This window comes from Salipiger aestuarii (genome assembly GCF_003259905.1).
GTDB classification, from domain to species: domain Bacteria; phylum Pseudomonadota; class Alphaproteobacteria; order Rhodobacterales; family Rhodobacteraceae; genus Salipiger; species Salipiger aestuarii.
Map to the genome: position 1 here is coordinate 17,946 of NZ_QLMG01000042.1, position 20,253 is coordinate 38,198.

The following is a 20,253-nucleotide window of genomic DNA, read 5'->3' on the forward strand; positions in this document are numbered from 1 at the left end:
AAGATCTTTCGTACGAAAGATCTTTGGGCACCCCATATGCACCGAAAAATCCTCGTACGAGGATTTTTCTTCAGGGCAGTCCGGCGATGATGGCGCGCAACGTGGCGATGCCCTCGCCCTTTTCCGAACTCGTCAGGACAATTTCGGGGTACGCGGCGGGGTGTCTGGACAGCCTGTCGCGCACCTGTGTCAGAACCGTGTCACGCTCGGAGTCCCTGATCTTGTCGATCTTGGTCAGAACTGCCTGAAAGGTCACGGCTGAGCGGTCGAGCAGGGTCATGATTTCCTCGTCCACAGCCTTGATGCCATGACGCGCGTCGATCAAAACGAAAGCCCGGCGCAGTGAGGCCCGCCCCGAAAGGTAGTGCTTGAGCAAGCGTTGCCATTTCTCGACCACGGGCAGAGGGGCGTTGGCAAAGCCATAGCCGGGAAGATCGACGAGATAGCCGCTGTCGCCCAGCAGGAAATAGTTGATTTCCTGGGTCCGCCCCGGAGTGTTCGACGCCCGTGCCAGCGCTTTTCTCCCGGTCAATGCATTGATAAGGCTTGATTTTCCCACGTTGGATCGACCCGCAAAGCAAACCTCTGGGCGGTCGTCCGGGGGCAGGCCCTCCATCGCGACGACCCCCTTCAGGAAATCCACCGGCCCGGCAAAAAGCTTGCGCCCGGTCTCGCGTATCGCGCCATCGGGTTCTTCTGCGAGAGGGAAGGGCAGGTTCGTCATGGAAGTTGGACCTCGTTGCCGATGCTGATAAAGCCGCCTGTCACGACCCGGCCGTATACGCCGAAATCGCGATGTCCGAAAGCCGTGTGCAACGCCCGGACCGGTTGTGCGTCACGCAGGCCGCTGACGGGGTTGGCCTCGGTCGCGCGGCATCGTTCAATCCTGGCGGTGATTTCGATATCGACCGGGCCAATCTTCAGCCGCTTTCCGATCCAGCCGAATTCGGCCCAGGGGGGAAGCCTCTCAAGGATGAGGTTGCCTCGAAACCGGTCGATCTCCAGCGTTTGGCCCAGGCTGTCAGCCAACGCGTCGAGGCTCGCAAGGCTGAGGATCGAGACCTCGGCGCGCCCGTTGTCGGCCATGCCCTGCGCCGGGGCGGCGACAAGATCGCGTGGCGCGGGGCTTGTGTCGGGCCAGATCGGGCGAATCCAGTTGATCAGGGCGCGACTGTCAGCCGGTGGACGGATGCGCACGTCTGGCAATTGTGGATGTGAGAGGGCAATCCGCCCGTCGGCTTCGGTCCGCGCGCGCACCTGCGCAAGCTTCGGCCCGTTGGCAACCACCAGAAAGTTGTTGCGGGGCTGCCATCCCGGCGTATCCGGCGCCCCGGTATGGCGAAGCGCCCATGCCCGGTCCTGGGGCATGGGCGCTGCACATTCCAGCGTCACCGACCGTAGGGGTTCGGTGCCGATCCCCTTGATCGGATAGCGTTGGATCTGGGCCAGGCGCGCGGTCATTTTTCCTTTGGCGCGTCCTTGGGCGTCTTCTTGAAGCCGGACTTGATGTTGCCGAAGATGTCAGGCTTGTAGCCTTGGCTGCGCATGATCAGGTACTGCTGGGTGAACGTGATCGTGTTGTTGGTGATCCAGTACACCACGAGGCCACTGGCAAACCCGCCGAGCATGAACATGAACACCCAAGGCATCCAGGCAAAAATCATCTTTTGCGTCGGGTCGGCCGGGGCGGGGTTCAGCTTTTGCTGAAGGAACATCGAGATGCCCAGCAGGATCGGCAGGATCCCCACAAAGACCAGTGCCAGCGTGCTGCCGACTTCGGGTGCGGCCCAGGGCAGCAGGCCGAACAGGTTGTAAAGCGAAGTCGGGTCGGGTGTGCTCAGGTCCTGGAACGGTCCGAACCAAGGCGCATGACGCAGTTCGAATGCGACAAAGATCACCTTGTAGAGCGAAAAGAAGATCGGGATCTGCAACAGGATCGGCAGGCAGCCCGACGCCGGGTTGACCTTTTCCTTCTTGTAAAGCGCCATCATCTCCTGCTGAAGCTTCTGTCGGTCATCGCCGGCGCGCTCCTTGAGCTTTTCCATCTCGGGCTGAAGCTCTTTCATCTTTGCCATCGAGACATAGGATTTGTAGGCAAGCGGGAACAGGATCGCCTTGAGGATCACGGTCAGCGCGATGATCGACCAGCCCATGTTGCCGATCAACTGATGGAGCTGATGCAGCAGCCAGAAGATCGGTTTGGTCAGGAAAAAGAACCAGCCCCAGTCGATCGAATCGATGAAACGGTCGACGCCCGCATCCTGGTAGTCGCGGATCGTCTCGTATTCCTTGGCGCCGGTGAACAGCTGGGTCGTGACCTCGGTGCCTTCGCCGGGGGCGAGGGTCACTGTGGGCTGTACGGCCTCGGTCTGAAAAATGTCGCGGCTTTCGTCGTATTTCGCCACCTGCTTGAACGGCCCCGAAGCCGGGATGAGCGTGGTCATCCAGTAGTGGTCGGTGAAACCGATCCAGCCGCTTTCGGTCACTTGCGTCACTTCGGCGCGGGCGCCTTCGCTGGCCAGGACGTCCATGTCGGGCATGTCGCCATAGCCGATTTCATCGAGCTTGCCGTCGGCCATGGCGACGACGCCCTCGTGCAGGACAAAGAACTTCTTGCGGTCGGCAGGTTCGCCGTGGCGCGCAACGACGCCGTATGGCGCCGCGGAAACGGCGGAGTTGCTGCCGTTTTCAACGGCTTGGGTGACGGTGAACATGAAATTGTCGTCGACGCTGACGGTGCGGCGGAACACAAGGCCCGACGGGCTGTCCCAGCGTAGGGTAACCGGGGTGGCAGTGGACAGCGTTTCGCCCTGTTCAACCGTCCATTCGGTGTTCGGACCGGGAACATCCGCACCGCCAAGTCCGGCGCCGGGCGCCCATCCGAAGAGCGCGTAATAGGAATGCCCGGTGCCCACCGGTTCGAGAATCTGCACATTCGGCGAGTCGTCGTCGATCGCGACAGTGTAGTCCTTGAGAACCAGTTCGTCGATGCGTCCGCCGCTCAGCGAGATCGACCCCGAAAGACGCGCGGTTTCGATGGGCAGCCGCGGTGCATCCAGTGCGGTTTCGGTGCCGGTCGGGGACTGGGTTGCCGCAGTCTGAGTGGTGCCGGGCGCAATCGCCGGCGTCGATGCGGTGTCCCCTTCGACCGGCTGGACGGCCGCGGGTTCCGCCTGATCCTGCACCTGCTCCTCTGGGGGCGGGAAGAGCAGGAACCAGATGAGAATCACGACGAAGCTCAGCCCCGTTGCAATGAGCAGGTTCTTGTTCTGATCGTCCATGCGAAACCGCCGCCCTGTCCTTGGAAAGTCACCGCCGGGTTCAACAGGCAGTGCCTGCAAAGGTCAAGCCGATTCCGGGGCGATTCGGCCTTTTGTGACCAGGAACAGGCTGGGCGGGGTCGGGATGTCAGCTCGCACCGCGCCCGAGCTTTTGTGCGCCTGCGATCCGTTCCGCATGTTGCCCCGCCCAGGCGGCAAGCTGATCTGCGGGCATCGGGCGGGCGATGCCGAAGCCCTGAACGTGGTCACATCCGAGTTGCGACAGCAGCGCATGTTCCGCCACGCTTTCGACCCCTTCGGCCACGGTTTCAAGCCCGAGCCGGTCGGCCAGCCCCAGAACCGCCGCCAGCATGCGGCGCTGGTCTTCGTCGCGATCGACGCGGGTAACAAAGCTTCGGTCGATCTTGAGCCGGTGCACGGTAAACCTGCGCAGCGCGGCGATCGACGCATGCCCTGTGCCGAAGTCATCGAGGTCGATCTGACATCCAAGCTGCGACAAACCGACGATATTGCGCGCGGTAACCCCCTCGGGGCTGTCGGCGATCACGGTTTCCAGAACTTCGACCCCGAGCCGCGACGCTGGCATCGCGAAACGGTCCAGTTCCCACTTGATGCGCTCCACCAGATGGGGACTGCGCAGTTCAATGTCGGAAAAATTGACACTTACCCTGGGGATGTCGATCCCGGCGGCATCCCAGCCCCGCATCGCGGTCAGGCTGTGTTGCAGCATCACCTCGCTTAGCCGGTCAAGCTGTCTCGCCTGCTCCAGCGCGCCAAGAAATTCCATGGGGGGCACGATACCCCGTTCGGGGTGGATCCATCTGGCGAGCGCCTCGACCCCGGTGATGCGGCCCGTCGATGTGCAGATCTGGGGCTGAAACCACGGCTGGATCTGTCCCTTTGTCAGGGCGCGCTCGACTTCATCCAGCAGGGATTTGCGCGCACGGCGTTGTGCACGCATGCTGTCGGACCAGGCGCGGATCGCCGAAGGCCCCTGCGTCAGTGCCTCGGTCAGGGCGGTTTGGGCGGCTTCCACAAGCTGTGCGCCTGACGGTTTGTCCTGAAAACGCAGCGAGCCGCAAAACCCGATCGACACCGACAGATAATGCGTTCCGGTTTCGAAGCTGACCGGTTCTTCGAGCGTACGCTGAACGCGGTCCGCCAGCGTCAACAGCGCCTCAAGGTCAAGACGCGGGGATGGCGCAAGAAGGATCATGAAGCGCGAATCCCCGGTGCGCATCACCTTGTCGCCGCGCTTCATCAGGCCGCGCAGACGTTTCAGCAGCGCGCTGCGCAACGCCTGGGCGGCGGCGTCCCCGCTTTGCCGCGCGACACTGTCCAGCCCTTCGGCTTCGACCAGCAGGCAGGCGGTGGACAGGTTGACCGCCACCGCGCGATCAATGAGTTGCTGGGCCAGACCGGGGGCGGCAGCGCTGTCGACAAGGTCGGGAAGCGGCGCATCGGGATCAAGCCGATTGCGGGCGCCGCTGGAGATGCCGTACAGCGCCGGAAGCCCCAGCGCGATGGCGATCAGCATCATTTCGCCCCCAAGCCAGAACCCGGCAAGGGACAGCGCGGGAAGAAAGGCAAGCATATGCGCGCCGCGGAGCCATCCGGAGATTTGGGCCCGGCGTCCTGACAGGCCTGCCCTAAGCGTCGAATTCATCGCCACGCCCTTTCCTTGACGCATTTTCAAGGAGTAGAATTAGAACAAGGAGGTAACCTGCTTCTTAACGCAGCACAGGGATGTCATTTTTTTGCCGCTTTTCGGGCTGCGGGTTTTCAGCGTCGGGGATGTTCAGATCCAGCCCCCTGAAGTCGAACAGCCCTGGGTCAAGCATATGTGACGGACGGATATTCGTCAGCGCCTTGAACATCACCTGCCGGCGACCGGGCGCGTTTTTTTCCCATTGATCCAGAATCGCCTTCACCTGCACCCGCTGCAACCCGTCCTGCGACCCGCACAGATCGCAGGGGATGATCGGATAGTTCAGGGCGCGCGCGAATCGCTCGCAATCGGCCTCGGCCACATGGGCAAGGGGCCGGTAGACGAACAGGTCGCCCTCTTCGTTGACCAGCTTGGGCGGCATGGTCGCTAGTCGGCCACCGTGAAAGAGGTTCATGAAAAAGGTTTCCAGGATGTCATCCCGATGATGGCCCAGAACCACGGCGCAACAGCCTTCTTCGCGCGCGATGCGGTACAGGTTTCCGCGCCGCAACCGCGAGCAAAGCGCGCAGAACGTGCGCCCTTGGGGCACCTTGTCGACCACGATCGAATAGGTGTCCTGATATTCGATGCGATGCGGAACGCCCATCTTTTCCAGGAATTCCGGCAAAACGGTCGCCGGAAAGCCCGGCTGCCCCTGATCCAGATTGCACGCCAGAATATCGACCGGCAACAGTCCGCGCCATTTCAGCTCGTGCAGCACCGCCAGCAACGTATAGCTGTCCTTGCCGCCCGACAGGCAGACCAGCCAGCGCGCGCCCGGCTGGACCATGCCATAGTGTTCGATCGCCTCGCGCGTGTTCTGCACGATGCGTTTGCGCAGCTTCTTGAATTCGGTGCTCTTGGGAGCGCCGTGAAAAAGCGGGTGAATATCGTCGCCATCGTCATGCATGGGCCAGCCTTTACGAGAGCGGCGCCGATCCGGCAAGGCTCCCTGCGCGCTGTGTCGTGATGTTCTCGTGAAAGCAGTTCGTATGAAGGGGGACACGATGGAACGCGTCTTTATGGCTCGCGCCGGGGGACGGAAACGAACCTTCGGCCCGTCACTTCGGGGCGGCGCCGGAAAAATCCAGGGATATTGGCGGCGACCGGCGCATGTCGGGGACCGACGGGGTAAAAGCAGCTTTCCAAAGACGCCAGGGGCGGGACGTCGCCCCCTGACCAGCCGCGCCCCCGACTTTTACGTTCACGGGCTCTACAATGCGCAAAGTTCGGTGCTGGAACGGCATTGCAAGATCAACAAGGGGCCGCGTTCGCAGAGCATCAACAAGGCGGCGTCGGCGTTGACCGGCCCGGTGCGGATTCGGCGTTGACCCAGCTTGAAGTGCGAATGGATGCGAAACAGTCAGCCTTTCGGGGGGGGGGCGACGGCATGACCACATTCTCGGCGGGGCTTAGCACCGGAGTGACGGTGCGACGTGCCTGGGCCGTCCCATTTCATGGGGTTCATGCGGGGCGCGGGGAATTCTATGACGCGGGAGCGGAAGGACATGTTCCGCGCCATCCCGGGGCGCCATGATCGACGTGAATTCCCGTCGCGTCGGGGCGGGTTATCGGCGGGGGCAACCTGATGCCGGGGCGCCGCCGGGCGTCAGTCGGGCACGTTGTCGATGCCGCTGCCGCCCCAGGGGTGGCAGCGCAGGATGCGCCGGGCGGCGAGCCAGCCGCCCCTGAAGGCGCCGTGGGTCGCAAGCGCCTCCAGCGCGTAGGCGGAACAGGTGGGTTGAAAGCGGCAGCCATGGCCGACCCAGGGCGACCAGAGCAGCCGGTAGGCGCGCACCGGCAGGGCCAGCAGATGCGCAAGCGGACTCATGCGCCGCGACCCCGCGTGCGCGGCGCACGGCTGACTTTGGCGCCCCCGTCCGGCGCAGAGTTGCGCCCGCCCGAATGGATGCGGCGCAGCGCCTGTTCCAGATCGTCTTGCAGCGCGTCAAAGGGACGGTTCGCCGTGGCGTCTCTCCATCCGATCAGCACATAGTCCCAGCCGGGCCGCGCTTGTGTGGGCAGGATCATCCGCGCAATTTCGCGCAGCCGGCGCTTGGCGCGGTTGCGGGCCACGGCGTTGCCGACCTTCTTGGAACAGGTAAAACCGACGCGCACCGCATCGGTGCCGTCGTTCCGGTTGCGGGCCTGCAACATGAAAGATCCCGCTGGCGCGCGGTTTGCCCGCGCAGCGGCGAGAAAATCGGGGCGCTTGCGCAGGGTTTCCAGCTTGCCTGTGCGCGCATGAATAAAGGCCGCGTCGGAGGGTTCCGTCACGGCCTTTTCCGTCATCTGATCAGCCATGTTCAGGACCCGGCCTCGCCAAGGGCGAAGCGTGTGGATCAGGCGCTAAGCTGTTTGCGACCGCGTACGCGGCGCGCGTTCAGAATCTTGCGTCCTGCCTTGGTCGCCATGCGGGCGCGAAAGCCGTGGCGACGCTTGCGAACCAGGTTCGACGGCTGGAAGGTGCGTTTCATCGCGCTTCACTCCTAGTTGTCGGGCAGCCCGACGAAACCAAAAAAGAGGATTCGCAGAGCCCGTATCATTCGAAGACCGTCCTATAGGGAGGCATCGGCGGCGTGTCAAACCTCAATCTTGCGGAAAGCACGCGCCGGGCCGGAGTTCGCATCCTGATCGCGGTATCCGATCACCGCGCATCAAGGCGGCGTGAAGCCCCTCGCGCGCGGGCGCGAAATCGCCCATCCTCGCGCAATGACAAAGCCGACATCCGACACCGGGGCGCCTGGCCCCCGAAAACCCACGCTTTTGCGGCACCTGCCGCTGGCGATGATTCTGGCCATCGCCGTCGCGGGGGCCTTTACGCTGCGCGACTATCTCAGCTTCGACACGCTGCGTGACAACCGCGCGGCGCTGCTGGCCTTGCGCGACACGCATTACGCGGCACTGGCCGCGGGATTCGTGCTGGCCTACGTCGCCATTGTCGCGTTTTCCCTGCCGGGGGCTGCTGTGGCGTCGGTGACGGGGGGCTTTCTGTTCGGGCTGGGGGCCGGAACCGCCCTCAATGCCACTGCGGCCACCATTGGTGCGATGCTGATCTTTGGCGCTGCTGGCGCGGGACTGGGCAAATCCCTCGCCGCGCGGATGGACGCGTCCGAGGGCACGCTGTCGCGGCTGCGCCAAAGGCTGCGTGAAAACGAAATTCCGGTGCTCCTGCTGCTGCGTCTGGTGCCTGCGGTGCCGTTCTTTGTCGCGAATCTTGTGCCCGCGCTGGTCGGCGTGGGCCTGCGCAACTTTGCCTGGACCACGGCGGTGGGCATCATTCCCGGCGCGCTGGTCTTTACGTCCATCGGGGTCGGCGTGGGCGAGGTTTTCGACCGCGGCGAACATCCCGACCTTGGCCTTTTGTGGTCGCCGCAGGTGCTTGGCCCATTGTTGGGGCTTGCCGTGCTCGCGGCCTTGCCCATGGTGATCCGCGCCCTGCGCGGCCGTAACGACATCTGAGGGAGACCCGGAGCATGCAAACACTCAAGACCGACCTCTGCGTCATCGGCGCGGGGTCTGCGGGGCTGTCCGTCGCGGCAGGGGCGGCGCAGATGGGCGCCAGCGTGGTGCTGGTGGAAAAGGGCGAGATGGGGGGCGACTGCCTCAACCACGGCTGCGTGCCCTCGAAAGCGCTGATTGCGGCGGCGCACCGGGCCCATGAGATGACACAGGGCGCGCCGTTCGGCATCGCGCCCGAGGTGCCACGCGTCGACTACGCCGCCGTGATGGACCATGTCGCCGAGACCATCGCGCGCATCGCGCCGATGGACAGCCAGCAGCGGTTCGAAGGTTTCGGAATCAATGTGATCCGCGCCCACGCCCGCTTTGTCTCGCCCCGCGAGATCGACGCCGGGGGCACGCGTATCGCCGCGCGCCGCTTTGTGGTGGCCACAGGGTCGTCGCCGATGGTTCCGCCGATTCCGGGGCTGGCGGATGTGCCTTACCTGACCAACGAATCCCTTTGGTCGCTGCGGCAACGCCCCGAACACCTGCTGGTCATCGGGGGCGGGCCGATCGGCCTTGAAATGGCGCAGGCCCACCGGCGGCTCGGCAGCGCCGTCACGGTGATCGAGGCGGGGCGGGCACTGGGCCGCGAAGACCCCGAAATGGCGGCGATCGTGCTGGAGCGCCTGCATGCCGAAGGGGTGCGCATCCTGGAAAACACCACGGTCGGCGCGGTACGCCCCGGCATCCAGGTGCAGGCCGGCGACGAAACCCTGCACGGATCGCATCTGCTGGTGGCCGCCGGTCGAAAACCCAACACCGACGGGCTGGGGCTTGACGTTGCCGGGGTCGAAACCTCCCCGTACGGCGTGCAGGTGGACGGCGGCCTGCGTACGACAAATCGCCGCATCTACGCGATCGGCGACATCGCGGGGGGCGGTTTTACCCACGTTGCGGGCTATCACGCCGGTCTCGTGGTGCGCAGCGCCCTTTTCGCGCTGCCGGCAAAGGCCCGTCCGCAGATCCTGCCCCGCGCCACCTATACCGCGCCAGAACTGGCTCAGGTCGGCCTGACCGAGGCCGAGGCCCTTGCAAAACATGGCGACAGGCTGGAGGTGTATCGCCTGCCCCACGATCACAATGACCGCGCCGTCGCTCAGCGCGCCACGCAGGGCCTGCTCAAGCTGATGGTCGTCAGGGGGCGCCCCGTCGGCGTGTCCATCGCCGGTGCGCAGGCGGGCGAATTGATCGGCACATGGGCGCTGGCGTTGTCCGCCGGGCTGAAGCTTGGTGCCTTGGCGGGGGCGGTCATGCCCTATCCGACCGTGGGGGAGCTTAACAAACGCCTTGCGGGAACTTATTTCACTCCTCGTCTGTTTGAAAACGAAACAGTGAAAAAAGTTACAGGACTGGTGCAGCGCTGGCTGCCCTAGGGGACAGCAGGACCCATATGCTCAATTCGCTCTCTGGCCGATTTCTGGTGCTCACGGCGGTGTTCGTGATGCTGGCCGAGGTGCTGATCTTTCTGCCCTCGATGGCGCGCTTCCGTGAGGATTACCTGACGGATCGGCTGGAACGCGCGCAGATCGCGTCGCTGGCGCTGCTGTCGGTCGACACGATCGACCCGGACATCGAGGCAGAGCTGCTGGCCAACGCCGAGGTCTACAACGTGGCGCTGCAACGCAATTTGACACGCGAACTGATCCTGTCATCCCCCATCCCCGGTCCCGTGGCGGCAACCTACGATCTGCGCGACGCCAGCGCGCTGATCCTGATGCGGGACGCGATGGTGCGACTGGTGGATGCCGAGCCACGGTTGATCCGTGTCATCGGCCACCCCTCGCGCCAGGCCGGAGATCTGATCGAAGTCACCATGCAAAGCGCGCCGCTGCGCCATGCGATGATCGAATACGCGCTGCGTATCCTGATCCTGTCGGCGGTGATTTCGGTGATTACGGCGGTCTTGCTGTTCCTTGCGGTGCGCCGTCTGCTGGTCAAACCGATCAAGGGCGTCGTGGCGCAGATGCAAATCTACGCAGAGGCCCCGGAAGACGCGCGTCGCATCATCAAGCCCCGGTCCCGCGTCCGCGAATTGCGCGAGGCCGAAGAGGCGCTGAAATCTCTCGAAACCCAGCTTTCCGCCTCGTTGCGGCAAAAGGAACGGCTGGCCCAGTTGGGCGGTGCCGTGGCGCGGGTCAGCCACGATCTGCGCAACATCCTGACCTCGGCGCAGCTGTTCACCGACCGTATCGAGACGTCCGAGGACCCGGCGGTCAAGCGGCTGGCGCCCAAGCTGGTCGGGTCGATCACCCGCGCCGTGTCGCTGTGCGAAACCACGCTGGCCTTCGGCAAGGCCGAGGAACCGGCGCCGGTGCTGACACAGTTCAATCTTGCCGAGCTGGTCTCCGAGGTGGTCGAGGCCGAACGCCTTGCCATCGGCGAGCACGACCTGAGCCTGTCCGAAGACATCCCCGCCTCGCTTCAGATCCGCGGCGACCCCGAGCAGCTTTACCGCGTGATCGGCAACCTGGTGCGCAACGCACGTCAGGCGATCCTGGGGTCGGGTCAATCGGGCGAGATAAACGTCGCCGCGCGCGAAGACGACGAGGCGTGGGTGATCGAGGTCACCGACACCGGCCCCGGCCTTCCCCCCAAGGCCCGCGAACACCTGTTCAAACCGTTTCAGGGCGGCGCGCGCAAGGGCGGTGCTGGCCTGGGGCTTGCCATCGTGGCCGAGCTTGTACGCAACCACGGCGGCACGCTGCGTCTGGCGCGCAGCAGCGAGGCGGGGTCGTGTTTCGAGATCCGCCTGCCCATGGGCGATATGGGGTAGGGCGGCGGGGCGAACGACCGGCGTGCCTCTGACACCGTCGCCTTGCCTTGAACGATCCCGATCACCGGAGCAGAGGTGCGTTCGCCTGTCCGCCGGTCGATGCTGCCGTCCAGCGTCAGGGTCACCGCGCGTTCTCCTTGACAGCCCGACCACGTTTCCACCGGGTCGAGACACGGGCCTTCTGACGGGGGGACGCGCCGTCGGCTGGCGATGGAATTGCGCCGGTGAAGAGGTCGGCGTAATCCGCATCGGCACTGACCGGCTGCGCCTGATCTATCGGACCAGAACGCATGGCGATCATTCGGACCATATCCCGGAGCAACTGGACGCCACGCCCTGTCATCTTGGCGCCGAGCGGTATCGGTTTCAATGCCCGGCGCGGGGGGCGGTCGTCGTGCGGCGCTTCTTTACGGCGGGGCGGGGTTCGCCGCTTGCAGCTGCCACGGGCTTGCCTACCCATCGCAGCAAGGATGCGTCTGATCGCCTGACGCGGCGCGCAGAAAAGATCCGCCCCCGGCTTGGACGGGAGCCGGCGTACGCGACGGCGGGCGCGCAAGACTTCCTTGATACCCGGGGTGGTTCGAGGGCAACGGCGTGGCGCTGGCCTATTTCCATGCGGACGGCGCGCTCTTCGTCTCGAATCGGGGGGTGACGCCGGACGGAGATCCGCCCCCTGCGGGCGAAGCGGAGATCCCCTCCGACATGACCCTGACCGGCGCCACGGACAATCCGGCCTGGATCGGGGGCGACGGGGTCTGCTTCCTCTGCATCAACGACACCGGCGAGATCGGCCTCGCTCAGTGCCGCCGTCTGCAGCACCGCCGCGAACCTGTCACGCGAGGTTCAGCCCTCCGGGCCAGCGTCAGCATCGGGTAGCAGCTGCCCCTTGCTGCGCGCCTCAGCCCGCCACTGGTGCCGCGCCGCCTCGGAAATGCCTTCCTCCTGCGACAACTGCCGAATGGCCATGCTGTTGGGCGGCAGCGTCCGCTTCAGCATCGCAGATTTGCGTTCCGGTGAATATTCCACGTCATTGTCCTGTCCCGCCCACCCGAGACACAGAGGAAAAGTCGCGCAGCGGACAATTTCGCTGACATAAGGGGACTCCTGTGCCTCTCGCCTTGATGGGAACACCTTGGATTTGGGCACGCCGCGCCGCGCCACCTGCGCTTGCCAGCCCTTCCCGATCCTGGTTTTCGCCGCCATTCCACGCGATTTCCCAGATGCGTAATTTGCGGGGAAGCAGGGCGACGGATCTTATCCATTTGAGGAGGCCATTAGGCGCACGCGGCCAGATTACCCGACTGTTTCCAGCCATTCTTGCGCATTTCGGTGCATGTGGGTGTAGGTATTGGTGCCCAGGAGAGGACTCGAACCTCCACGGCCTTGCGGCCACTGGCACCTGAAGCCAGCGCGTCTACCATTCCGCCACCTGGGCACAGGTGGTGAAGGGGCGTTTAATGTTGGCAGCAGGGACTGTCAACGGACTTTTCGAATTGTTTTCGCAGTTTCGCGGCGCGACCTTGTCGTGCCTCTCGGGGGGCTGTATTCAGGGCGCAAGACCCGCACGATAGGAGCCAGCAAGATGAGCAAACTCGTCACGATCTACGGGGGGTCCGGCTTTGTCGGACGCCATATCGCGCGGCGTATGGCCAAGCTTGGCTGGCGCGTTCGCGTTGCGGTCCGGCGTCCGAACGAAGCTCTTTTCGTCAAGAGCTACGGGGCCGTCGGTCAGGTCGAGCCGGTGCAGTGCAACATCCGCGACGACGCTTCGGTGCGGGCGGTGATGCAGGGCGCGGATGCGGTGGTGAACTGCGTCGGCACGTTCGATGCCAAGGGCAAGAACAGCTTTGAGGCGATCCAGCATCAGGGGGCCGAGCGGGTCGCCCGGCTTGCGGCTGCCGAAGGCGTTGCGCGCATGGTACAGATTTCGGCCATCGGCGCCGACGCGGACAGCGCCAGTGACTACGCGCGCAGCAAGGCGCAGGGCGAGCAGGCCGTGCTGAACCACATGCCCGATGCTGTGATCCTGCGGCCTTCGGTGATTTTCGGCCCCGAGGACAGCTTTTTCAACCGCTTCGCCGGCATGTCGCGCATGGGGCCGGTGCTGCCGTTGGTCGGGGCGGACACGAAATTTCAACCGGTGTATGTGGATGACGTGGCCCATGCCGCCGTTCTGGGCGCGACGGGCAAGGCCGCTGCGGGCATTTACGAACTGGGTGGCCCGGATGTCGGCACCTTCCGGGCGTTCATTGAGCAGATGCTGACGGTGATTCGCCGCCGCCGCTGGATCGTGAACATCCCGTTCGGGATCGCGTGGGTGATGGGCAAGGGGTTCGAAACCCTCGCCGGGCTGACAGGTGGGCTGTTTCCGGCGCCGATCACAAGCGATCAGGTCGCAAGCCTGAAATCCGACAATGTGGTGTCGCAGGGGGCGAGGGGGTTTGCCGATCTCGGGATCACACCGACCTCGTCCGAGGCGGTACTGCCGGATTACCTGTGGCGCTTTCGCCCTTCGGGTCAATATGACCTTATCAAGGAATCCGCCCGGCATATGCGGGCTGACTGACGCCTGGCGACAAACGCGGGTGAGGGGCTTGCCGTCGCGGACAAGGACGAACGGCCGCCCGCCGATGATCAGTGCAGGCGTTTCAGGCGCCCGAGCTGGGCGCCGATGCGGCAACCCGGCGGGGGGGCTGCCGACACATCGGTCTGATCGCCAAGCCAGCTTTGGCAGGCCTCGACCAGGGCGCATCCCTGACAAGAGGCGACCATCCGTGCGTAGCCATCAGGTTCCAGCCTGCCTCGGCGCATTTCGTTCGACAGGTTGAGTCCCATGACTCGCGCGACGCTGCGGGTCATCCAGAAATGCCGGGCGGAATCTCGAAGATCATGTGCCATATCGCTACTCTTGCAGCCGGTTCCGCAGACTTGCGAAATGCGCGCGGTTGACGCAATCATGCGGCGTGTCGCGCAGCGCCTGTTCGGGATCGTCCAGCCAGCGCCGGCATCCATCCGCCCAGGCGCAACCCCGGCAGCGCTGTACCATCCCGGCCCAGTCATCCGATGTCAGATGCCCCTGATCCAGGGCGGCGACCAGATCTGTGCCGTTCGCCCGCGCCATGCGCAGGACGCGCCAGTAGTGATCGGTGCGATCCCCCAGAGGTCTGGGGCGGCGCGGCGTTTGTTTGGGGCGGCGATCGGGCACGGTTCTGGTTTCTCCCATCGGTTGGGACGCTTTGGGTCAGATGTCGCGCAATGCGTCGAACAGCGCGACGTTCCGGCAGTATCCGGGCGCCTCGGGGGCGGTTTCGTGCTGCGACGCAAGCCAGCTTTCGCAGGCACAGGGCTGGGTGCAATTGGTGCAGCTGAGCACGGCGTCTTCGACCTGCGACAGGCTGAGGTTGCCGCGCAGGATCTGTTCGTCCAGATCGACGCCAAGGGCGCGTGCCATGTGATCGACAAGCGTGGCGTGGCGGGCGAATTGGGTGGGGTCGGGCATGTCTTCATTCTCCCTGCTGGGTATGGAATGATCATGCGCCATGCCTAGCAGCACAGCCCTGACTTGCCTTTGATGCATGTCAATGCCCCGCCGTCGCGTCAGGCGGCAGAGGGTTTTGGCGCTGCGCGGCGACCGTCAGTTGGTGGTGGTGTAGGCCTGCACGGTGCGTCTTACGATCTCGACCCGCGCGGCGTTGGGCGGGTGCGAGCCGAGAAAACGGTCGCCGGGGTCGGGGATACGGGCGAAAAAGGCCGCGCCCTTCAGTGGGTCGTACCCGGCCTGTAACGCAATGATCGTGCCCAGTTGGTCGGCCTGAAGCTCGTATTCCTTGGAAAAGGTGCGCGCCCCGACCGAGGCACCGAATTCCTCGGCCGAACGCACCGCCGCGGCGTCCGCGCCGGACATGGCGGCCAGCCCCGAAAAGATGATCGCGCCGACGGCGGCGTCTTCTTCGACGCGGGCAAGGTGCCCCAGGATGTGATGCGCCGATTCATGGCTCATGACAAAGGCCAGTTCGTCGGCGTTCTCGACCGACGCGATCATCGCAAGGTTGAACGCGAGAATCGGCCGGCCCTGAGCGTCCAGCGTCTGAAAGGCGTTCGGTTCGGACGCCGGGCGGTCGTCGATGACGATGAGAAAGTCGCAATTCAGCCCGGTGGTGGTGCGGCGGCACTGATCCTCGGCCATCGGTTCGACGGTGCTGGCGACGGCGATGAACTGGCGGGTCGCCTGCTCGGCGCGCGCGCGGGCGGGGCCGACCGAAACGGGATTGGCCGATGCGGGATTGTCCGGCATGGTGGCGACCGGAATCGCCTCGCAGGCGGCGAGCAGTAGAAAGATCAGCGGCAGAATGCGGCGCATGGCAGGCGGGGCCTTGTTCGAGGAGTCGGAGCCCGGAGCATAGGCGCCCGCGTCCGCCGGCGCCAGATGCGCCGCGCGGCACGGGTGGATTTCGGGGATAGGCAGGGGCGGACCATCCGGTTAGGCTGGGGCCATGTTCAGCATCGAGCACGAATTTGACGCCACGGTTGTCACCCTTGTCGACGAGGGCAAAGCGCCCTTGCAGGAAGACGTCATCGTCTCGGGATTCGAGGAATGCATCACCGTCGAGCAATACGATCCGCGCACCGATCAGGTGCATCGAATCACCCTGTCGATGACACAGATGCACGATCTTGCCGCGGCCCTGTCGCTGCCCGAAGGCGTCTATGTGCGGAGCAAAGACGGTTGAGCGTTACGGCGCGATTCGGAACAGCTTGTCGCGGGAGGTGGCGCCACGCACCAGCGTCAGCCGCGATTTCGGCACGCCAAGCGCCCGGGCCAGCAGTTTATGCACCGCCGCATTGGCCTTGCCGTCTTCGGGAACCGCGGTGACAAAGACCCTGAGCGTGCCGTCGTCTTCGGCGCGGATCGCGTTGCGCGACGCTTTCGGTGTAACCCGTAGCGCAAGCGTGACGCCGGGCTGGGCAAGGTGTGCAAGGGGCGGGCTGGCCATGGGGGGCTCCGGTTCGGGCAGGGGCTGGGCTAGCAGGGCGCGCGGCGGCGGACAACGCAGGAGGTTGAAACCCGTGTCCCGAAGTCTGACATAGGGGCAGAGATTTCCAAGGAGATGCGCATGCCCGATCCAAACCCTGCCGCGATGGCGTTTCTGCTGAGCCGGCGGTCGCGCCCGGTCAAGACGCTGACCGCCCCGGCGCCGGATCGCGCAGCCCTGTTGCCGATCCTGACGGCGGCGGCGCGCACACCGGACCATGGCAAGCTGGAACCGTGGCGCTTTGTCGTTGTGCAGGGCGCCGCGCTGAACCGGCTGGCTGATGCCGCAGACGCGCGCGGCGCGGCGCTGGGTCTGGCGAGCGATGTCGCCGCAAAGGGGCGCAAGCAATTCGCCGACAGCCCGTTATGCGTTGCCGTGATCGAATCGCCCAAGGACAGCCCCAAGGTGCCGGCGCTCGAACAGACGTATTCCGCCGGGGCCGCGTGCCTCGCGCTGTTGAACGCGGCGCTTGCCAGCGGCTGGGGCGCCAACTGGCTGACTGGCTGGGTTGCCGAAGATCGCGATTTTGTCGAGCATTCTTTTGGCCTTGCCCCAAATGAACGCATCGCGGGTTTTGTGCATATCGGCACCGAAACCTCGGCCCCGCCGGACCGTCCGCGCCCGGATCTGGAGGCCATCGTGACCTGGGTCGACGCATGATCCCCGGCGCGGTTCTGGCCGCCATCGCCCAGATCGGAGACCCGCGTTTCCGTTCGGTCCTGCTCAAGGGGCTGAGCATCACGGTGGGCATTTTCGTCGCGATCTATCTGCTGTTCGTACAGGGGATCGGCTGGTTCATCGGCGATGACGTGACCCTGCCCTGGATCGGCACGGTGACCTGGGTCGACGATGCGATCAGCTGGGGCGCGATCCCGCTGATGTTGTTGTTGTCGGTGTTTCTGATGGTGCCCGTTGCCTCGGCGGTGACGGGGTTGTTTCTGGATGACGTGGCGCAGGCGGTCGAGGACCGGCATTTCCCCGCGCTGCCTGCGGCGAACGATCCCGGTCTGATGGAAAACATTCGGGATTCGCTGGGCTTTCTGGGGGTGCTGATCGTCGCCAATATCGTGGCGCTGGTGCTGTACCTGATGCTGCCGCCGCTGGCGCCGTTCATCTTCTGGGGGCTGAACGGGTTCCTGTTGGGACGCGAATATTTCACCCTCGCGGCGATCCGCCGGGTGGGGCGCGAGCGTGCGGCGCGACTGCGCAGGCGCTATTTGCCGGCGATCTGGATCGCGGGTGTTTTGATGGCGGTGCCGCTGACCGTGCCGCTGCTGAACCTGTTCGTTCCGATTCTGGGGGCGGCGACCTTCACCCACCTGTTTCACCGGCTCGAAGCGCGCGCCGCGCGGCGCTGACGCCTACAGTTCGGGGCGCGGCGTCATGCGGTTGAACATCCAGCCGTCCAGATCGCGCACCGTGACGATCCCCGACAGGATCACCCATGCCGCGATGGCCCAGATCAGCGCGGCGATGGCGGTGGTGATCAGCGCCTTGCGGCGCAGGTTGTGCACCTCGGGACTGCTGGAATGGGTGCCCTGCACGACCTCGCCGCGATCGCCTTGGGTTTCCAGCCGAAACGGGATGACGCAGAGAAAGGTCATGAACCAGATCACCGCAAACAGAACGAGGCCTGAAACCGGGTCCATCAGACCTGTTCCAGCTCGACAAGCGTGCCCTGGAAATCCTTGGGATGCAGGAACAGGACGGGCTTGCCATGGGCGCCGATCCTGGGCTCGCCGGTGCCGAGAACGCGCGCGCCCTGGCTTTTCAGATGGTCACGGGCGGCGATGATGTCGTCGACCTCGTAGCAGACGTGGTGCATGCCCCCCGACGGGTTCTTGTTCAGAAACGCCTGGATCGGAGAGTCGTCGCCCAGCGGGTAAAGCAGTTCGATCTTGGTGTTCGGCAATTCGATGAACACCACCGTGACGCCGTGGTCGGGTTCGTCCTGCGGGGCGCCGACGGACGCACCAAGCGCGTCGCGGTACTGGGCTGCCGCCGCGTTCAGGTCGGGAACGGCGATGGCAACATGGTTCAGGCGACCGATCATGGCTCTCTTTCCTCCTTGAGATGACGCTCGCGTTATCGCGCATGGCGCGAAGGCTCACAAGATGGGTGCGTCATTAACCGCGCATTAGGAACAATTCGCGAAGACTATGAACGACCCTTGATGGAGGACGTGATGACCGACTCGGATGGCCTGACTTCAATCCCCCGCCCCACAGCCACCCGGCCGCTGCTGGGCATGACCGTACTCGTGGTGGAAGACAGCCGCTACGCCTGCGATGCGATGCGCCTGTTGTGCCTGCGCAGCGGTGCGCGAATCCGGCGGGCGGATTGCCTGCAATCGGCGCGGCGGCATCTGCATGTCTATCGGCCCACGGTGGCGGTGATCGACCTTGGCCTGCCCGATGGGTCGGGGGCCGACCTGATCGCGGACCTGGCGGACACGATGCCCCGGATCTCGGTGATTCTGGGCACCAGCGGAGATTCGTTTGCCGAAGACGTGGCGCTGGCGGCGGGCGCCGACGGTTTCCTGGCCAAGCCGGTCGACAGCGTGATGGCCTTTCAGACGATGATTATTTCAAAACTGCCACCCGAACGGCAGCCGCGCGGCGTGCGGATGGTGTCGGACGATCCCGTGCATCCCGATCCGCTGGCCTATCGTGACGACATGGCACATGCGGCGGATGTGCTGGGCGGTGACAGCGACGCGCGGACGCTTGACTATGTGACGTCCTTCCTGCGTGGCGTGGCGTTCAGTGCGGGCGATCATGCGCTGGTCACTGCCGCCGAAGGGCTGGCGGGCGCGCGGGTCGAGGGGCGGCCGACCAAGCCTGACATCGCCCATATCGCAAGGCTGGTTCAGGATCGCCTCGCGCAGCGCGTGGCGATCTAGCCGCCGGTCATCAGACCGGCCGCGCCCCAAAAGATTGGCGCACCCGCGTTCCGTCCGCACATGCCCCGCTCAGGGTCGACGCCGTTGCAGACTGCTGGCCTACGCACAGGGCCTGATCGGTCGCACATGCCGGTCTTGTTCGCCGGAGGCCCAGGCCCGACAGATGGTTGCGCCGGTGGATGCCGTGGCGGGCCCGATTGGTGTCTTGCCGCCGCAGTGAGCGAAAGCTGCGTGCGCTCGTGGTTCATGTCGCGGCCGATATAGATCGAATTGGAACGGGCCAGATCGGTCCTGACGTGATGGCTTTGTTGCACAAATCGGTTGAAGGGCGGACTTCCCCTTTCCCCGGTCGGGCTTATCCTACGGCCTCGGTGACAGGTATGCCAAGCGCGGTGTAGCGGTTGCGCACGGCGATGCGGATTTGGATTTCCGCAACCTGCCGATCAAAGTCCCGGGCCATGACGGATTGACCCAACAGCTTGATGCAGTTCATCTTGCTCTCGACGCGGCTCCGGTGGTGGTAGCCGGCCAGCCGTCGCCGGAGAGCCTTTCCCAGGGATCGCGACGCATTGACCGCTTCGTTGCGGGCGACTGCGTCGGCACTTGTGGGCTTGCAGGGTTTGGCGTTCTTGCGCAGCGGAATGACGGTATGGGCGTTACGTGCGGTGATCGCGTCCCGGCACTTGCGCGTGTCACAGGCCCCATCGGCCGTGACCGCTCTGATATCCTGACGGGTGGTATTTGGCTCGGCAGTTCCGGCAGCATGGGTGCATCGCCGACATTTCTGGTCGTGATCTCCACGGCCCGAACCTCCAGTGTTTCGTCGTCGATCCCCTTCTCGGCGAATGTACCATTCGCCTGCCGGGCAATGGATGTGTCTCTTGCGCCAGACACGCCGCCTGAGACCGCCGTGCTTGCGGGCGTTCGACGCGCCTTCCCCCTCGGCCTTGCTACCGGTGCTATCGATGAGAAGGTTGAGCGGGCCGGTTCCGCCGCGATATGGCAGGCTGACATTCAGTGTTTTCTGGCGGCGGCACAGCGCGCTGAAA

The 20,253-nt window shown here is 64.7% G+C and carries 26 protein-coding genes and 1 tRNA gene; 9 read left to right on the plus strand and 18 right to left on the minus strand.

Annotated elements, in window-relative coordinates; genetic code table 11:
* Positions 1–70: 70 nt before the first annotated feature.
* The 8 genes from yihA to rpmH form a co-directional block, all read right to left on the minus strand.
* Positions 71–724 (minus strand): ribosome biogenesis GTP-binding protein YihA/YsxC, encoded by a 654-nt coding sequence (gene yihA / locus ATI53_RS17685; protein WP_111551003.1) that lies wholly within the window; start codon positions 722–724, stop codon positions 71–73.
* Positions 721–1,461 (minus strand): MOSC domain-containing protein, encoded by a 741-nt coding sequence (locus ATI53_RS17690; RefSeq protein WP_111551004.1) that lies wholly within the window; start codon positions 1,459–1,461, stop codon positions 721–723. Before ATI53_RS17690 ends, yihA begins: the two co-directional genes overlap by 4 nt.
* A complete protein-coding gene (yidC, locus tag ATI53_RS17695) occupies positions 1,458–3,281 on the minus strand; it encodes a membrane protein insertase YidC (RefSeq protein ID WP_009502673.1) in 1,824 nt (607 codons plus the stop codon). The genes ATI53_RS17690 and yidC overlap by 4 nt, the downstream gene beginning before the upstream one ends.
* A 127-nt stretch (positions 3,282–3,408) precedes the next feature.
* Positions 3,409–4,875: a putative bifunctional diguanylate cyclase/phosphodiesterase gene (locus tag ATI53_RS17700; RefSeq protein ID WP_111551005.1), complete on the minus strand. Its 1,467-nt coding sequence runs from the start codon at positions 4,873–4,875 to the stop codon at positions 3,409–3,411.
* 136 nt (positions 4,876–5,011) lie between these two features.
* Complete coding sequence (gene ttcA / locus ATI53_RS17705; RefSeq protein WP_009502675.1) at positions 5,012–5,899, minus strand: tRNA 2-thiocytidine(32) synthetase TtcA; 888 nt, start codon at positions 5,897–5,899, stop codon at positions 5,012–5,014.
* A gap of 699 nt (positions 5,900–6,598) precedes the next feature.
* A complete protein-coding gene (yidD, locus tag ATI53_RS17715; protein WP_111551007.1) occupies positions 6,599–6,820 on the minus strand; it encodes a membrane protein insertion efficiency factor YidD in 222 nt (73 codons plus the stop codon).
* On the minus strand, positions 6,817–7,281 hold the full coding sequence (gene rnpA, locus ATI53_RS17720; protein ID WP_240778622.1) for a ribonuclease P protein component: 465 nt from the start codon (positions 7,279–7,281) through the stop codon (positions 6,817–6,819). Before rnpA ends, yidD begins: the two co-directional genes overlap by 4 nt.
* A 50-nt stretch (positions 7,282–7,331) precedes the next feature.
* Positions 7,332–7,466, minus strand: a complete 135-nt coding sequence (gene rpmH, locus ATI53_RS17725) for a 50S ribosomal protein L34 (RefSeq protein ID WP_009502678.1) — start codon at positions 7,464–7,466, stop codon at positions 7,332–7,334.
* 235 nt (positions 7,467–7,701) lie between these two features.
* Between rpmH and ATI53_RS17730 the strand changes: the two genes are divergently transcribed.
* From ATI53_RS17730 to ATI53_RS17750, 4 genes are all read left to right on the plus strand, one after another.
* Positions 7,702–8,451 (plus strand): TVP38/TMEM64 family protein, encoded by a 750-nt coding sequence (locus tag ATI53_RS17730; protein ID WP_111551014.1) that lies wholly within the window; start codon positions 7,702–7,704, stop codon positions 8,449–8,451.
* 14 nt (positions 8,452–8,465) lie between these two features.
* Positions 8,466–9,869 (plus strand): dihydrolipoyl dehydrogenase family protein, encoded by a 1,404-nt coding sequence (locus tag ATI53_RS17735; protein WP_111551009.1) that lies wholly within the window; start codon positions 8,466–8,468, stop codon positions 9,867–9,869.
* 17 nt (positions 9,870–9,886) lie between these two features.
* A complete protein-coding gene (locus ATI53_RS17740) occupies positions 9,887–11,269 on the plus strand; it encodes a sensor histidine kinase (RefSeq protein ID WP_009502681.1) in 1,383 nt (460 codons plus the stop codon).
* A gap of 594 nt (positions 11,270–11,863) precedes the next feature.
* A complete protein-coding gene (locus ATI53_RS17750; RefSeq protein WP_009502683.1) occupies positions 11,864–12,145 on the plus strand; it encodes a hypothetical protein in 282 nt (93 codons plus the stop codon).
* Here the strand turns inward: ATI53_RS17750 and ATI53_RS23030 are convergent.
* Together ATI53_RS23030 and ATI53_RS17760 are read right to left on the minus strand one after the other, a co-directional pair.
* Positions 12,113–12,472, minus strand: coding sequence for a helix-turn-helix domain-containing protein (locus ATI53_RS23030; RefSeq protein WP_009502684.1), 360 nt, complete (start codon positions 12,470–12,472; stop codon positions 12,113–12,115). The two genes, ATI53_RS17750 and ATI53_RS23030, sit on opposite strands and share 33 nt — an antisense overlap.
* Before the next feature lie 146 nt (positions 12,473–12,618).
* Positions 12,619–12,704 (minus strand) — tRNA-Leu (locus tag ATI53_RS17760).
* 147 nt (positions 12,705–12,851) lie between these two features.
* Between ATI53_RS17760 and ATI53_RS17765 the strand changes: the two genes are divergently transcribed.
* Complete coding sequence (locus ATI53_RS17765) at positions 12,852–13,835, plus strand: complex I NDUFA9 subunit family protein (RefSeq protein WP_009502685.1); 984 nt, start codon at positions 12,852–12,854, stop codon at positions 13,833–13,835.
* Between the two features lie 68 nt (positions 13,836–13,903).
* Here the strand turns inward: ATI53_RS17765 and ATI53_RS17770 are convergent, their stop codons facing one another.
* The 4 genes from ATI53_RS17770 to ATI53_RS17785 all read right to left on the minus strand — a co-directional run bounded on the left by ATI53_RS17770 (position 13,904) and on the right by ATI53_RS17785 (position 15,629).
* Positions 13,904–14,167, minus strand: coding sequence for a DUF6455 family protein (locus tag ATI53_RS17770; RefSeq protein WP_009502686.1), 264 nt, complete (start codon positions 14,165–14,167; stop codon positions 13,904–13,906).
* Positions 14,168–14,171: 4 nt separating this feature from the next.
* The gene (locus tag ATI53_RS17775; RefSeq protein WP_009502687.1) at positions 14,172–14,492 is read right to left on the minus strand and encodes a DUF6455 family protein; all 321 of its coding nucleotides are present in this window, start codon (positions 14,490–14,492) and stop codon (positions 14,172–14,174) included.
* 18 nt (positions 14,493–14,510) lie between these two features.
* Positions 14,511–14,768: a DUF6455 family protein gene (locus tag ATI53_RS17780; protein ID WP_009502688.1), complete on the minus strand. Its 258-nt coding sequence runs from the start codon at positions 14,766–14,768 to the stop codon at positions 14,511–14,513.
* Between the two features lie 135 nt (positions 14,769–14,903).
* On the minus strand, positions 14,904–15,629 hold the full coding sequence (locus tag ATI53_RS17785; protein ID WP_009502689.1) for a M48 family metallopeptidase: 726 nt from the start codon (positions 15,627–15,629) through the stop codon (positions 14,904–14,906).
* 133 nt (positions 15,630–15,762) lie between these two features.
* Here ATI53_RS17785 and ATI53_RS17790 point away from each other — a divergent pair, with 133 nt between their 5' ends.
* Entirely contained in the window at positions 15,763–15,999 is a 237-nt protein-coding gene (locus tag ATI53_RS17790) for a DUF8831 family protein (RefSeq protein WP_009502690.1), read from the plus strand.
* A gap of 3 nt (positions 16,000–16,002) precedes the next feature.
* On the opposite strand, the gene ATI53_RS17795 is transcribed toward ATI53_RS17790, so the two are convergent.
* Positions 16,003–16,263 carry a DUF167 domain-containing protein gene (locus ATI53_RS17795; protein ID WP_111551012.1) on the minus strand — a complete coding sequence of 87 codons (261 nt, stop codon included), beginning with the start codon at positions 16,261–16,263 and terminating at the stop codon, positions 16,003–16,005.
* Positions 16,264–16,383: 120 nt separating this feature from the next.
* Between ATI53_RS17795 and ATI53_RS17800 the strand changes: the two genes are divergently transcribed.
* On the plus strand, positions 16,384–16,962 hold the full coding sequence (locus ATI53_RS17800) for a nitroreductase family protein (RefSeq protein ID WP_111551013.1): 579 nt from the start codon (positions 16,384–16,386) through the stop codon (positions 16,960–16,962).
* A complete protein-coding gene (locus ATI53_RS17805) occupies positions 16,959–17,660 on the plus strand; it encodes an EI24 domain-containing protein (RefSeq protein ID WP_009502693.1) in 702 nt (233 codons plus the stop codon). Before ATI53_RS17800 ends, ATI53_RS17805 begins: the two co-directional genes overlap by 4 nt.
* 3 nt (positions 17,661–17,663) lie before the next feature.
* On the opposite strand, the gene ATI53_RS17810 is transcribed toward ATI53_RS17805, so the two are convergent.
* Complete coding sequence (locus ATI53_RS17810; protein WP_009502694.1) at positions 17,664–17,951, minus strand: DUF1467 family protein; 288 nt, start codon at positions 17,949–17,951, stop codon at positions 17,664–17,666.
* Positions 17,951–18,355: a methylmalonyl-CoA epimerase gene (mce, locus tag ATI53_RS17815; RefSeq protein WP_009502695.1), complete on the minus strand. Its 405-nt coding sequence runs from the start codon at positions 18,353–18,355 to the stop codon at positions 17,951–17,953. The genes ATI53_RS17810 and mce overlap by 1 nt, the downstream gene beginning before the upstream one ends.
* A 132-nt stretch (positions 18,356–18,487) precedes the next feature.
* Here mce and ATI53_RS17820 point away from each other — a divergent pair, with 132 nt between their 5' ends.
* The gene (locus ATI53_RS17820; RefSeq protein WP_034451404.1) at positions 18,488–19,204 is read left to right on the plus strand and encodes a response regulator; all 717 of its coding nucleotides are present in this window, start codon (positions 18,488–18,490) and stop codon (positions 19,202–19,204) included.
* A gap of 355 nt (positions 19,205–19,559) precedes the next feature.
* Here the strand turns inward: ATI53_RS17820 and ATI53_RS17825 are convergent.
* On the minus strand, positions 19,560–20,253 hold a 694-nt coding region (locus ATI53_RS17825; protein ID WP_249033406.1), incomplete at its 5' end, for an IS5 family transposase.